This is a genomic window from Polaribacter aquimarinus (genome assembly GCF_003129485.1).
GTDB lineage: Bacteria > Bacteroidota > Bacteroidia > Flavobacteriales > Flavobacteriaceae > Polaribacter > Polaribacter aquimarinus.
The window spans coordinates 198,720-212,303 of record NZ_QFFG01000005.1; the positions used below are offsets into that span (position 1 = coordinate 198,720).

Sequence of the window (13,584 nt, forward strand, 5' to 3'; positions counted from 1 at the left end):
AATAGAATATGTTTAAAAATTGTTTAATAATATTTTTCTCCTTGATAGTTAGTAGTTCAATAAATGCACAAGCTAATTTATTGAATGCGAAAACTGTAGGTCAAATAGGGAAAAAAAGTACACAGCAAATTGCAGCTGATAATGATGGGCCGATTCCTTACGGTTATATAGATGATAGAGATGTGATGTGGTCTAAAGTGGTTTGGGAATTTATTGATTTAAATCAAAAAATTAATTTACCTTATTATTTTCCAATAGATACAGCAAATATATCTAATGATAGAAGATCTTTATTTGACACTTTGCTAAAAGGGATTAAGCAGGGAAAAATTAAAGAAGCCTATTCAGATTCCTTTTTTACCTCTAAAATTACAAAAGCAGAAATAGATTCTCGTTTGGTAAATATTCGAGACGAAAATGGTTACCAAGATACATTTAGAATTCAAACACAAGATGTAGAAGGGTATATGATTAAAGGAATGTGGTATTTTGATAAGCGTCAAGGTGAATTAAAATATAGATTGTTGGCTTTAGCTCCAATGGGTAAAGATGTACAAACACTCGGAGTTGCTGAAATAGAAGATGAAAACCTCTACGAACTATTTTGGATTTTCTTCCCTTCTGCAAGAGATGTATTACACCATGCTAAAGTATTTAACCCTAAAAATGCATCTCATCCAATATCTTTTGACCATATGTTAAATGCAAGAAGGTTTAATTCTGTTATTGTAAGAGAAGAGAATATTTATGGAAATAGAGCCATAGAAGACTATGTTAGGGGAAATTCTTTGTTCCAATTATTAGAAGCTAATAAAATAAAAGAAGGAATTAGAAATAGAGAAATGGACATGTGGAACTATTAAAAGTCTAAATATAAATAACATAAAAAAAGCATTCCGATTAAGGAATGCTTTTTTGTTGAAATAACTTATTTTTAAAGAGTGAAAGTAGATTATATAATTGTTGGTTTAGGTTTAGCAGGATTGGCTTTTTGTGAAGAATTATTATCTGCAAATAAAACATTTATGGTGTACGAAGATGATTCGCAAACATCATCTTTAGTTGCAGGCGGAGTATATAATCCTGTTATTTTAAAAAGGTTCACACCTGTTTGGAATGCTGCAAAACAACTAGAAAAAGCACTTCCATTTTATAAAAAATTGGAAAAAAAATTATCTATTAAAATTGATGAAAAATTCATCACAAAAAAGGTTTTTAAGTCTATAGAAGACCAAAACAATTGGTTTGCAGCCTTAGATAAACCAAAACTGACTCAATATTTAGATGAAGAATTAGACAAGTCTGAATATAGTGGAGTTTTAGCTGATTTTAATTTTGGAAACGTAAAAGAAACAGGCAGAATTGATACCAAAAAGTTAGTGGATTCTTACAGAAGTTTTTTAAAAGAAAAGAGTATTATTTATTTCGAAAAGTTTGAGCATAAGAAAATATCTTTTGAAGGTAAATTCATAAATTATAAAGATTTTAAAACTTCAAAAATTGTTTTTTGTGAAGGTTTTGGAATTAAACAAAACCCTTTTTTTAATCATTTACCATTAAATGAAGCTAAAGGTGAATTAATTACCATTCACGCTCCTGAATTGAACATTAATTTTTTATTAAAATCTACATTGTTTGTACTTCCTTTAGGTAATAATCTTTATAAAGTGGGTGCCACTTTTAATTGGAAAGACAAAACCTCTAATCCTTCTGAAGAGGGAAAAGAAGAATTGATAACCAAACTTAAAAAAGTGATAAATGTTCCCTATAAAATAGTTGATCAAACAGCAGGAATTAGACCCACAGTTAAAGATAGAAGACCTTTAATAGGTATTCATTCAAAATATTCGCAACTATGTATTCTAAATGGTTTGGGTACTCGTGGCGTAATGATTGCTCCAACCGTAGCAAAACAGCTGTTTAATCATTTAGAACATGATGTGGAATTAGATTCAGAAACAGATATTAAGCGCTTTGATTAGAGGTTGCTTTTTCATCATATTTTACAAACATATTTATCCAAATAATTCTAGATAACCTTAAGTTAAAAGGAGCAAGAATTAAAGAGGTTATGATGATTGCTGCAAAACTCTGAATAATAGTTAAATCTAAAATTAACTTGCAAATAATAAACACTGCCACAAAAAGGGCAACAATAATCCCGTAATTTACATACATAGCTCCATAAAAAAAGGAAGGTTCCATCATATATTTTAAATTACATTTTGGGCAATTGTCATGCAATTGTATAATTTTATTAGGATTAAGAGTAACTCCATACTTAAAAAAATCACCTTCATGACACCTTGGGCATTTTGCTTTAGAGATACTGTATAGCTTTGTTCCTTTTTTAAGCATTTCAATACTAAATTTATATATTTTTGCAAAGGTAAATTTTTTACTGCTCTAAATCTGTAACAATTATTACAATACATGTTAAACGTACATAATTTAACAGTTTCTTTTATGGGAACTGACTTGTTTTCTGGAATTACTTTTAAACTAAACAAAGGCGATAGAATTGGTTTAATAGGAAAAAATGGTGCTGGAAAATCAACACTCTTAAAAGTACTTTCTAAAGACATAGAAAGTAGTGGAGGAACTATGGCGTTTGATAAAGATATAAAGATTGGATTTTTACGTCAGGATATAGATTTTGTACAAGGAAGAACCATTTTAGAAGAAGCTTACCAAGCATTTGAAGAAATTAAAGAAATTGAGTTAAAACTTGATGAAATTAACAATCAATTAGCAACAAGAACTGATTACGAAAGTGAAGCATATACGCAGTTAATACATGATTTAACTGATTTTACAGAACGATATGAACTTTTAGGAGGTTATAATTACCAAGGAGATACAGAGAAAATTTTACAAGGTTTAGGTTTTCAAAGAGAAGATTTTGATAAATTAACAGATACTTTTTCTGGTGGATGGAGAATGCGTATTGAACTCGCAAAGCTCCTTCTTCAGAATAACGATATTTTATTATTGGATGAGCCAACAAACCACTTGGATATCGAATCTATTATATGGTTAGAAAACTTTTTAAAATCTTATGCGGGAGCCATTGTATTAGTTTCTCACGATAAAATGTTTTTAGATAACGTAACAAACAGAACTATAGAAATTTCTCTAGGTCAGATTTACGATTATAAAAAACCTTACTCTCAATTTTTATTATTGAGAGGAGAAATTAAAGAAAAACAATTACAAGCTCAAAAGAATCAAGAAAAAGAAATTAAGCAAAAGCAACAATTAATAGATAAGTTTAAAGCCAAAGCAAGTAAAGCGTCTATGGCACAATCTTTAATGAAGCAACTAGATAAAGTTGAGTTGATTGAAGTAGATCAAGATGATAATCAAGCAATGAATGTGCGTTTTGCAATTTCTAAAGAACCAGGAAAAATTATTGTAGAGGCAGAAAATTTATCTAAAAGTTATGGTGATAAACATGTTTTAGAAGGTGTAGATTTATTAATTGAAAGAAATAGTAAAATTGCTTTTGTAGGTCAAAACGGACAAGGAAAATCTACGTTGGCAAAAATGATGGTGGGTGAAATTCCGTTTGAAGGTCATTTAAAACTAGGTCATAATGTTGAGGTTGGGTATTTTGCTCAAAATCAATCTGAATATTTACCACCAGAAAAAACGGTTTTAGAAATTATGGAAGATGCTGCTACAGACTCTAACAGAATGCGTGTTAGAGATATGTTGGGTTCTTTTCTTTTTGGTGGAGATGCAGTAGATAAAAAAGCAAAAGTACTTTCTGGAGGAGAAAGAAACAGGTTAGCCTTATGTAAGTTGCTTTTACAGCCTTTTAATGTGTTGATAATGGATGAGCCAACAAACCATTTAGACATTGCCTCAAAAACAGTTTTAAAAGAAGCTTTAAATAATTTTAATGGTACTTTAATTGTAGTTTCTCACGATAGAGAATTTTTACAAGGTTTAACCACAACTGTTTATGGTTTTAAAGATAAAGAAATTAAAGAGTATTTGGGTGATATAGATTATTTCTTAGAGCAGCACAAAATGGAAAGTTTGCGTGATGCAGAAAAGAAAACGGTTGTTAAAGCTGAAAAAGACAGTTCTAAAAAAGAAGCATACCAACTATCTAAAGAGCAAGAAAAAGAGTTGAAGAAACTCAATAATAAGTTGTCAAAAATAGAAACTGAGATTGCAGATTTAGAGTCTGAAATAGAAAAGATAGACTTAGAGTTAGCAAATAACTACGATGAAGTTTCTGCAAGACCTAACTTCTTTGAAAAGTACAAAGCCAAAAAAGCAAAAGTTGATCAGTTGATGGAAGAATGGGAAAAGATTGAAGAGCAAGTCACAAATTTTTAACAAATTAGCGATAAGTACTCTTATACCTATTTTTTTGTGTTAGTTTATAAAATTAAATTTAACTCTGAAGTGTTTGATTTAAAGAAACTTGTCTAAGAATATGAGTTGTGTAACACATGTGCTAAGTATTTTATAATTTGAATTTTATACTTTGAAATATAGAAATAGCATCATCATAATATTTTGTGTAATATTCTTTTAGTGACGAGTAATTGTAATAATAATACTCTCCTTTATGCTCTATATATATAGTCTTTTGTTTATATTCCTTTCCGTTCCATGTGGTTTCGCTATTTAAAATGTAAATGTTTCCAAAATCATTTTTTTCAGTTAGAATCTCTTGCGAAGAAATATTCAGTGTTTTTTCAAAGAGTTTAATTTGATCCTCAACAAACTCTTCAAATTTTGGTTTTTCTTTTAATTTAAATTGAAAAATTGAAACCAAGTTATTAAAGAAATTATCTCCTTTTTTAAATGGTGTATAGCCAACATATCCGTGATGTTTAATAGCTCTCCAATTTTGAGGTTTAATAACAGTAAAGTTTTGAGAATTTATCCAATTTTGAGTTTCGGATATGTTTTTTTTTGTTGATTCGCAATTGAATGAAATCAAAATTAAAAACATTAGTATAATTTTTCTCATATCTACTTTTATATTGTATGCAAAAATGGCAATTTATGTTGATAAAGCCAAACATGTTGTTTGGTTTCAAAATTATATCTACTATTTTTGTTTTTTATGGATAATGTACCAAATTCTTTTTTTGATCAAGGTTTTGTTTGTAAAAACCAACAAGTTTTTCTTCCAATTTTGAAAGAAAAAAAAATTGAATTGTTTATCAAAAGAGAAGATATAATTCATCCCTTTGTCTCTGGAAATAAGTTTCGAAAACTTAAATACAATATTCAGGAAGCAAAAAATCAACAAAAAGAGATTGTTATTACCTATGGAGGAGCATTTTCTAATCATATTTTAGCAACAGCAGTTGCTGCAAATCTAAGCGGGTTTAAATCTGTTGGAATTATAAGAGGAGATGAACTTGGAAATAAGCTAGCAAGAACTCTAGAGATTAATTCTACATTAAGAGAAGCACATAAAAATGGAATGACTTTCGAGTTTATCTCTAGAGAAAACTACAGAAGTAAATCCAAGCAAAATTTTATAAATCAACTACAAGATAAGTTTGGTGGTTTTTATCTAATTCCAGAAGGAGGAACCAATGCATTGGCTATAAAAGGCTGTGAAGAAATTTTAAATATCGAAGACGCTAAATTCGATTATATTTGTTGTGCTGTTGGTACTGGTGGAACAATTTCTGGATTGATAAATGCATCGAAAAGGAACCAAAAAGTTTTTGGTTTTCCTGCTTTAAAAGGGGATTTTTTAAATCATGAAATTAGGCAATTTGTAAATAAAAAGAATTGGAGTTTACAAACTGAGTATCATTTTGGAGGTTATGCAAAATATAACGAAGATTTGATTCGTTTTATTAATAGTTTTCGAGAATCTACTGGAGTATTATTAGATCCAATTTATACCGGAAAAATGATATTTGGTATTTTAGATTTAATAAAAAAAGACAAGTTTTCTAAAGGAAGTAAAATTTTAGCGATTCATACGGGTGGAATTCAAGGAATAGAAGGATTCAATCAAAAATTGAGAAAGAAAAATCAACAGGTTATAAAAGTTTTATGAAGTTAAGAGTTCTATTATATTGTTTATGTGTTTTGATTTTAACAAGTTGTTTTGGAAAGAAAAACATTGTTGAAAAAAAGAAAAACCCTGGTGTTGTTTTAATAGAACCAAAACCAGTAAAATTGCCATCGGTAAAAGAGGGTAAACATATTAAAAAGCTTCATAAAACGAATAAGAAGCTTAATAAAACAACATTAAAGTATATAGAAAAATATGCAGCAATTGCTGTCAAAGAAATGCACATTCATAAAATACCAGCAAGTATCACGTTAGCACAAGGAATTTTAGAATCTGGTAGTGGAAATGGTCAATTAGCAAAAAAATCTAACAATCATTTTGGGATAAAATGCCATACGCAATGGAAAGGAGAACGTGTGTATCACGATGATGATGAAGATCAAGAATGCTTTAGAAAATACCAATATGTCGAAACTTCTTACAACGACCATTCAGAATTTTTAACCAAAAGAAGACGTTATGCTTTTTTATTCAATTATAAATTAAGAGATTATAAGCGATGGGCAAAAGGCTTAAAAAAAGCGGGTTATGCAACAGATAAAAAATACCCAAATAAATTAATTGGTATTATAGAAAGGTACAAATTGTATGAGTTTGATAAAGTAAATAAAAGAGATTTTAAGTTTTCTAAAAATTCAACTAAAAATAAAAATCAGAAAAAGGGTAAAGAAAAATATTACAAAGTAAAAAAAGGGGATACGCTTTATTCGATTTCTAGAAAATTTGGAATTTCAGTTAATAAATTAAAAGAAATCAACGGATTAAAAGATAATACTATTTCTATTGGGCAAGAGCTGTTGGTAAAAAAAGCCTATTAAACTAAGTTAAATAGGCCTTTAAAATCAACTAACCAATATTTTACCAAGAATAATTCTTCGTTTTTGCTTGTCTCTTTATTGCTTTAATCATCACATTATCTAAAACATCTTTTTTATTTTCATTTTTTTGCTTCTTGGCAATATAACTTCTTCTTTTTTTGTCTAATTCTTTAATTTTTCCCTGAATCTTTGCTCTTTCTTTGGCTTTTAATTTAACGTAAGCCTTTATTTCTGCTTCCGATTTGTTTTGCAATATCTTTGGCAATTTAGATTTCTGAATTTTTTTATAATCTACTTTTTGTTTTTTTTCAGCATCAACTAAATCCCAAGTAGAGTTCTCATACAAACGAGAACTTTTACTAACCGCTCTTTTAACAATAACAACTTCATCTAAAGATTCTGCGTTTACATCTTGTTGTTTTTGAGAAGAAAATTTTGAATACCCTTTGTTGCCGTAATAAATATAAGTTTTGTTTAATTTTTTATTTAGAATGATAATTTCATTATCATAAGGAGTTACAATATGTACAATTTTTTTATCCTGATTAATGGTCATATAATCTCCACCGCCTAAATCAGCTCCATCTTTCCACATTCCAGAAATTCCGTTATTATAGTTTCCGCAAAAAATAGTGTTAATGATAATATCTTTTTCTTTTGCGTCTGTGATTGCTTCTTTATAATTGATTTTTCCTTGTGTAAAAGGTTCATTACCTGCAATAAAAATTAAACGTAAATCATTTTTATTTTTCCCCCAAGAAAGTTCATTTAACGATGTTTTAATCACCTGACCACAGAATTCATTACCACCATTTGTTTTTAAAGAAAATAGTTTTTCAGAAATTTCATCTAAGTCGCTACTAAATTGTAAAACCTGTCTAATAAAACCTTCTTTACTTGGTAAAGAAGAATTTCCATACTCGTATAGTGCAATTTCTAAATTCGGCTTTTGAATTCCGTATTTGGCATACGATAATTCATTAACAATTTCCCAAAGTTGGGCTTTAGCTTGATTAATTAAACCGTCCATACTATTGCTTGTGTCTAATAACAAAGCAACTTTAATAGTTTGCTTTTTGGGTTTAGGTTGATTTGATGCATAACTATTAAAAGAGAGACTAAAGAATAGCAATGCAATGGCTTTTAATACAAATGTTTTCATAATTTTTAATTTAAGATTGTTTTTTAGGTTTACAGATGTTTAAAAGTTTGGTTTGTGTTTGATGTTTCAATAATACAGCCAACTTAATTCTTAAAAAAATGAGAATGAGTGAAAAGGCTTTATGATTGAGTGAATGAGTTTGTAGAATTATTTAACACTGATTTTTAGTGGTTTTTCTATGCTGTTATTGATTTTTTTGATTTTTTTTGATGGTTTTTTGTGATTAGATTTACTCAGAATTAATAAAGAAATAAGATGAAGTATAAAATTAAAATAGCTGAACCTTGTCACGAAAAGTGGAGTGAAATGACACCAACTCAGCAAGGAAAATTCTGTGCGAGTTGTAATAAAGAAGTTATTGATTTTACCAAATTAACAAATGGAGAAATTTCTAAGAAAGTTTTAAATGCGCCTAATCTTTGCGGACGATTTAACGCTGCACAACTGGATAAAGAAATAGAAACAAATCAAAAAAATAATTTATCTAAAATTGCAGCAAGTTTAGCTTTAATTTCTGCCATTTCAGCTTCAGGACCTATTTTTTCTCAATCTAAAAAAGATACTTTACAAGAGGTACATCTTACAAAAGGGAAAGTATTAATTAAAAAGGATTCTTTAGATAAGTTTATTACCATAAAAGGGAAAGTTAAAGATTTGTCGGGTGTTTTGCTAGGGGCTTCTATTCTTTTAAAAGGCTCTAAAATAGGTGCTCAAACTGATTTTGATGGTAATTTCTCTATAAAAATCCCTAATAAGAAAAGAAACTCTCATATCTTAGTTTTTTCTTATTTAGGTTACAAAAACCAAGAAGTAGATATTTTATCTATTAAAAAACCTTTGGTGGTTAAAATGGAAGAAGATGATACTGTTTTAGGAGATATATCTATTATTGCTGGAATGGTTGCTGTAGAGAAAAAGCCTAATATTTTTAAAAGAATTGGAAATATATTTAGAAAAAAAGAGAATAAAAAACAGTAATGAATTTAAAAAAACACTTATTTATACTTTTACTATTCGTTGCAAATATCTGTTTGTCGCAAACGTATAACACCCAAAAAGGAGTTGAATTTTCGATTAAACTTATTGTAGAAGGAAAAGAAAATGGACAAAGAATTAACAATGCAGACGTTTATGTGGGTGGAAATTTTTTTAGATATTCTCAAATATACGGGCACTACATAATAAAAGCAAAAGTTGGAGACGAATTACGGGTATCTCACCCAGATTTTGAAACAGTTTACTACACAATAAAATCGGATGAGGAAATAAAAATTTTAGTCGAAGGTTATATTGAAAATGCAAAATATTCATCAAAAAGAAAAATAATTTCCAAAGTAACAGATTTCTATATGCTACATATAGATTCGGCTAAGTTTTACAAAGAAAAGAATATTGAAAAGAGTTTGTCTTTTATCGAAAAAGCCTTAAAAGGTAAACAACCTAGAGAAAGAAATGCATCAACCTATAAGCTTCTAGGTGATATTTATTTGTATTGGAAACAATACGATTTAGCGGTTAATAATTACAAATTATCCATTCAAATAAAGAAAGAAAAAATTATTAAATTTTCTTTGGCTAAAACTTTGTTTTTAAAAGGTGATTTAGCAGCAGCAGAAACTGTTTTTAAAGCACTTGAAAAAGAAAGATTAAACTACTATGATAAAATTATTGTCTTTGAAGGTTTAGCAGATATTTACTTTAAAAATAAAAGTTATAATAAAGCTATTTTAAATTATAACAATGCACTTACTATAGCAAAAGAGAATGTTGTTACCCCCAAAATTACTGACTTAAATTCTAAGATAGCAGAAGTTTATGCAGCACAAGGTAAGGTGGTTAAAGCAACGGAGCGATATAAAAACTCTTTAAATCTTGCCCAAAAAGAAAATGTAAAAAGAGCCTTAAAAGAAGAAGAAAAAGTAGCGGATTTTTTCAATTCTAATAGTCGTTTCGACGAAGAAATAAAACTTAGAAAAGAAAGTCTTAAAAAAACGGAGTTAAGCTTAAACCCCAAAAAAAATATTAAAAACGACCCAGATTCTATTACATCTCAGAAAATAAATTATAAAATTGGTAAAGCTTATATTCAAAAAGAAGCCTATAAAGAAGCAATTCCTTTCTTAAAGAAAAGTATAAAAGATGCAGACGTTAAAAAAGATATTATAATTCAAAAGGATGCAACAAGAAGATTATCTGAAGTATACGCTTCTGTTGGAGAGTATGATAAAGCCTTAAAAAGCTATCAAGAGTATGTAGACTTGGTGGATAAACTTTACATTAGAAAAGAACAAGAAATTCAACAGGTAAAACGTTTTTCTAAGAAAATTTCAGACAACCAAAATCGGATAGCTAGTTTAGAAAAAGATAAAGAATTAGCCCAAAGTAAAATTAGTTTAGCTTATATAGATCAACGCTTGTCAGAAGAAAGTAATCAAAGGCAACGTTTAATTATTTATTCTCTAATTGGCGGTTTTTTGTTAATGTGTTTGTTGGCGTATTTTATGTTTAGAAATATAAAACAGCAAAAATTAGCCAATAATTTATTGGCACTTAAATCGATGCGTTCACAAATGAATCCACACTTTATCTTTAATGCATTAAATTCTGTAAATAGTTTTATAGCAGTTAACGATGAAAGAAATGCAAACAGATATTTATCTGAATTCTCCGTTTTAATGCGTTCAGTTTTAGAAAATTCGGATGAAGATTTTATTTCATTATCAAAAGAAGTATCACTTTTAGAATTATATACAAAATTAGAGCATAACCGATTTAAAGAAAAGTTTGAGTATTCTATTTTTGTTGATGAGAATATCAATTTAAAGCAGTTTTCTATCCCGCCAATGTTATTACAACCCTATATAGAAAATGCAATTTGGCATGGATTAAGGTATAAAAAAGAGAAAGGTTTCCTAGAAATTGCAATCACAAAAAAAGATGAAGAAACCGTAAAAATTACTATCAAAGATGATGGGATTGGGCGAAAAAAATCTCAAGAAATTAAAACCAATAATCAATTAAAACAGAAATCTAAAGGAATGAGTACAATACAAAATAGAATTGCTATTTTAAATGATATGTACAAAGAAAGAATTGTTGTAAAAGTTTCTGATGTAAATGCAAACCAAGAAGGAACAGTTGTTGAATTGTTACTTAAAAAGAAATAAAGATGAAGAAAATCGTGTTGTTTTTATTTATAACAACTTCAGTTTGTGAAATTGTCGCTCAGCAAGAAGAATTGGACTCTTGGGTTTTAAATTTAGAGAAAGAAATTAAAAATTATGAAAAAAGAGCTAAAGTAAAAATGAAAAATTTAGATACTTTAAGCCCGTTGAAAATAAAAACAGTTTGGTATAAAAAGAAAAAGAAAATTTCTAAAATTAAAATACTTTATTATTTTTTAAATAAGCATCCAGCTGAATATACCTATTATTTTAAAAATGATTATTTAATAAAACATACAATTTCTGGAGTACTGCCTAAACCTACAAACTCAGAAAAGAAAAACTCAAGGTTTTATATTTTTGATGATAGTATCTATTTTAAGAATAAAGAAAAGGTTATAAAAAAAATTAAACGTCAGGTAATTAAAGATGAAAATGCATTTTATGCTTCTTATGTAGAACTTTTAAAACTTAATTATAATGTGAAAAAGTTAGATGCTATCGAATCAAAAAATGAATATGAGAGAGTGTATAAATTAGTTGGAGGATTAAGAATTTATTAAATATGAAACTTAAAGCAATTATTGTAGAAGACGAGAAAATTAGTAGAGAAATTCTACGAAATTACATTAGTAAATATTGTCCAAACGTTACCTTGTTGGGTGAAGCAGAAAATATTGAAGAGGCCTATCTACTCATTCAAAAACACGAATTAGATTTGGTTTTTTTAGATGTTGAAATGCCTTTTGGAAATGCGTTTGATCTATTAGATAAAGTAGAAGATAGAACTTTTGAAACAATTTTTGTAACAGCTTATGACCATTATGCTATAGATGCGTTAAACAATGACGCAAGTTACTATTTGTTAAAACCAATATCAATTGATGAGTTGATTAAAGCTGTAAATATTATTGTAGAAATTAAAGAAAAAGAAAGTCAATTACAGCATCAAATATTAGTGCCAAAAAGAAATTCGGCTAAAGGCAAAATAACCATTCCGCAACAAGATGGTTTTGAAGTCTTAGATATTAATGATATTATTTTTTGTAAAGCGGATGATAATTACACCGAAATTCATTTGGCAAATTCTAAGAAATTAGTCAGTAAAACCTTAAAGTATTTCGAAGAGGTTTTAACCGAATATACTTTTGCAAGAATTCATAAATCGTATTTGGTAAATGTAAATGCAATTATCAAATACAAGAAAGGAAAAGGCGGAAGTGTATTGGTTTCTAACGGAAAAGAAATTTTGGTTTCTGCTTCTAAAAAAGCTAATTTGCTGTCTTATTTTAAATAAAAGAAAATGCCAATAATAAAACCCGTAAACGGAAAACACCCAAAAATACCAGAAGATTGTTATATTGCAGAAAACGCTACCGTTGTTGGTGATGTTTCCTTAGGAAAAGAATGTTCTATTTGGTTTAATGCTGTAATTCGTGGAGATGTGCATTACATTAAAATGGGAAATAAAGTAAACATTCAAGATGGTGCTGTAATTCATGCAACCTATCAAAAATCGCCGACAAATATTGGTAACAATGTTTCTGTTGGACATAATGCAATTGTACATGGTTGCACAATTCATGATAATGTTTTGGTTGGTATGGGGGCTATTATTATGGATGATTGCGTGATAGAGTCTAATAGTATTATTGCAGCTGGTGCAGTTGTTACTAAAAACACAAGAGTTGAAAGTGGAAGTATTTATGCAGGTATTCCTGCAAAAAAAGTAAAAGATATTTCTGAAGAACTCATCTCTGGTGAAATAGACAGAATTGCCAACAACTATGTAAAATATTCTAGTTGGTTTAAAGAATAGATATAAAAACCCGACTTCAGTATAGAAGCCGGGTTTTAAAATTAATCAATCAACCAAATTAATTTATTTTCTGTCTTTTTTTTGTTTCTTCATTTTTCTCTTTTTAGCCATCATTTGTTTCTTCTTCTTCATTTTTTTCATAGCCATCAATTTTCTTTTTTTCTGCATTTTTTTGAACTTCTCGAATTGCTCTTTGTTCAAAATGTCTTTCATTTTGTTTTTCATCATAATTCGATTGTCTAATTGCTTATCTTTCATCGCATAAATCTCTTCTGCGGTTGGTCTCTTTTTGTTTTTTCGAGCTTCTCTTCTTTTTTCCATTGCTGCTTTTCTCTGAGTAGCCTGTGCTATAAAAATTGGCTTTAATTGCTTTTGCTGTTTATCAGATAAGTCTAAAGCTAAAGTCATTTTTTTAATTGCCAAATTCACACGTTGTTCAATAGTAAAATTTGGTTTCTTTTCTTTTCTTTTCTTTTGTGCTTGAGTAGTAAATGTAAAAGCAAATACGAAAGCTAAAATTGTTGCTAGATTTTTCATAAGTATAAATTGTTAAGTAT

Annotated in this window: 14 protein-coding genes; 10 read left to right on the forward strand and 4 right to left on the reverse strand. The window is 28.5% G+C overall.

The window, feature by feature from the left end:
* Positions 1-8: 8 nt before the first annotated feature.
* Both porN and DIS07_RS12005 read left to right on the forward strand, forming a co-directional pair.
* A complete protein-coding gene (gene porN, locus DIS07_RS12000) occupies positions 9-863 on the forward strand; it encodes a type IX secretion system ring subunit PorN/GldN (protein ID WP_109405500.1) in 855 nt (284 codons plus the stop codon).
* Positions 864-941: 78 nt separating this feature from the next.
* Positions 942-1,982 (forward strand): NAD(P)/FAD-dependent oxidoreductase, encoded by a 1,041-nt coding sequence (locus DIS07_RS12005; protein ID WP_109405501.1) that lies wholly within the window; start codon positions 942-944, stop codon positions 1,980-1,982.
* Here the strand turns inward: DIS07_RS12005 and DIS07_RS12010 are convergent.
* The gene (locus tag DIS07_RS12010) at positions 1,966-2,358 is read right to left on the reverse strand and encodes a DUF983 domain-containing protein (RefSeq protein ID WP_109405502.1); all 393 of its coding nucleotides are present in this window, start codon (positions 2,356-2,358) and stop codon (positions 1,966-1,968) included. The two genes, DIS07_RS12005 and DIS07_RS12010, sit on opposite strands and share 17 nt — an antisense overlap.
* A 75-nt stretch (positions 2,359-2,433) precedes the next feature.
* Between DIS07_RS12010 and DIS07_RS12015 the strand changes: the two genes are divergently transcribed.
* Positions 2,434-4,350 carry an ABC-F family ATP-binding cassette domain-containing protein gene (locus tag DIS07_RS12015; RefSeq protein ID WP_109405503.1) on the forward strand — a complete coding sequence of 639 codons (1,917 nt, stop codon included), beginning with the start codon at positions 2,434-2,436 and terminating at the stop codon, positions 4,348-4,350.
* A gap of 130 nt (positions 4,351-4,480) precedes the next feature.
* On the opposite strand, the gene DIS07_RS12020 is transcribed toward DIS07_RS12015, so the two are convergent.
* Complete coding sequence (locus DIS07_RS12020; RefSeq protein WP_181374593.1) at positions 4,481-4,975, reverse strand: hypothetical protein; 495 nt, start codon at positions 4,973-4,975, stop codon at positions 4,481-4,483.
* A gap of 114 nt (positions 4,976-5,089) precedes the next feature.
* Between DIS07_RS12020 and DIS07_RS12025 the strand changes: the two genes are divergently transcribed.
* Both DIS07_RS12025 and DIS07_RS12030 read left to right on the forward strand, forming a co-directional pair.
* Complete coding sequence (locus DIS07_RS12025) at positions 5,090-6,046, forward strand: 1-aminocyclopropane-1-carboxylate deaminase/D-cysteine desulfhydrase (protein WP_109405505.1); 957 nt, start codon at positions 5,090-5,092, stop codon at positions 6,044-6,046.
* A complete protein-coding gene (locus tag DIS07_RS12030) occupies positions 6,043-6,882 on the forward strand; it encodes a glucosaminidase domain-containing protein (RefSeq protein ID WP_109405506.1) in 840 nt (279 codons plus the stop codon). The genes DIS07_RS12025 and DIS07_RS12030 overlap by 4 nt, the downstream gene beginning before the upstream one ends.
* Positions 6,883-6,922: 40 nt before the next feature.
* On the opposite strand, the gene DIS07_RS12035 is transcribed toward DIS07_RS12030, so the two are convergent.
* The gene (locus tag DIS07_RS12035; protein ID WP_109405507.1) at positions 6,923-8,044 is read right to left on the reverse strand and encodes a vWA domain-containing protein; all 1,122 of its coding nucleotides are present in this window, start codon (positions 8,042-8,044) and stop codon (positions 6,923-6,925) included.
* A gap of 255 nt (positions 8,045-8,299) precedes the next feature.
* Between DIS07_RS12035 and DIS07_RS12040 the strand changes: the two genes are divergently transcribed.
* Genes DIS07_RS12040 through DIS07_RS12060 form a run of 5 tightly spaced genes read left to right on the forward strand, consistent with a single transcriptional unit; the run spans position 8,300 to position 13,027 of the window.
* Entirely contained in the window at positions 8,300-9,022 is a 723-nt protein-coding gene (locus tag DIS07_RS12040; RefSeq protein WP_109405508.1) for a carboxypeptidase-like regulatory domain-containing protein, read from the forward strand.
* A complete protein-coding gene (locus DIS07_RS12045) occupies positions 9,022-11,211 on the forward strand; it encodes a tetratricopeptide repeat-containing sensor histidine kinase (protein WP_109405509.1) in 2,190 nt (729 codons plus the stop codon). The genes DIS07_RS12040 and DIS07_RS12045 overlap by 1 nt, the downstream gene beginning before the upstream one ends.
* 2 nt (positions 11,212-11,213) lie before the next feature.
* The gene (locus DIS07_RS12050) at positions 11,214-11,771 is read left to right on the forward strand and encodes a hypothetical protein (RefSeq protein WP_109405510.1); all 558 of its coding nucleotides are present in this window, start codon (positions 11,214-11,216) and stop codon (positions 11,769-11,771) included.
* A 2-nt stretch (positions 11,772-11,773) separates the two neighbouring features.
* Positions 11,774-12,505 (forward strand): LytR/AlgR family response regulator transcription factor, encoded by a 732-nt coding sequence (locus DIS07_RS12055; protein ID WP_109405511.1) that lies wholly within the window; start codon positions 11,774-11,776, stop codon positions 12,503-12,505.
* Positions 12,506-12,511: 6 nt separating this feature from the next.
* The gene (locus DIS07_RS12060) at positions 12,512-13,027 is read left to right on the forward strand and encodes a gamma carbonic anhydrase family protein (protein ID WP_109405512.1); all 516 of its coding nucleotides are present in this window, start codon (positions 12,512-12,514) and stop codon (positions 13,025-13,027) included.
* A 63-nt stretch (positions 13,028-13,090) separates the two neighbouring features.
* On the opposite strand, the gene DIS07_RS12065 is transcribed toward DIS07_RS12060, so the two are convergent.
* The gene (locus DIS07_RS12065) at positions 13,091-13,564 is read right to left on the reverse strand and encodes a hypothetical protein (protein ID WP_109405513.1); all 474 of its coding nucleotides are present in this window, start codon (positions 13,562-13,564) and stop codon (positions 13,091-13,093) included.
* Positions 13,565-13,584 lie beyond the last annotated feature (20 nt).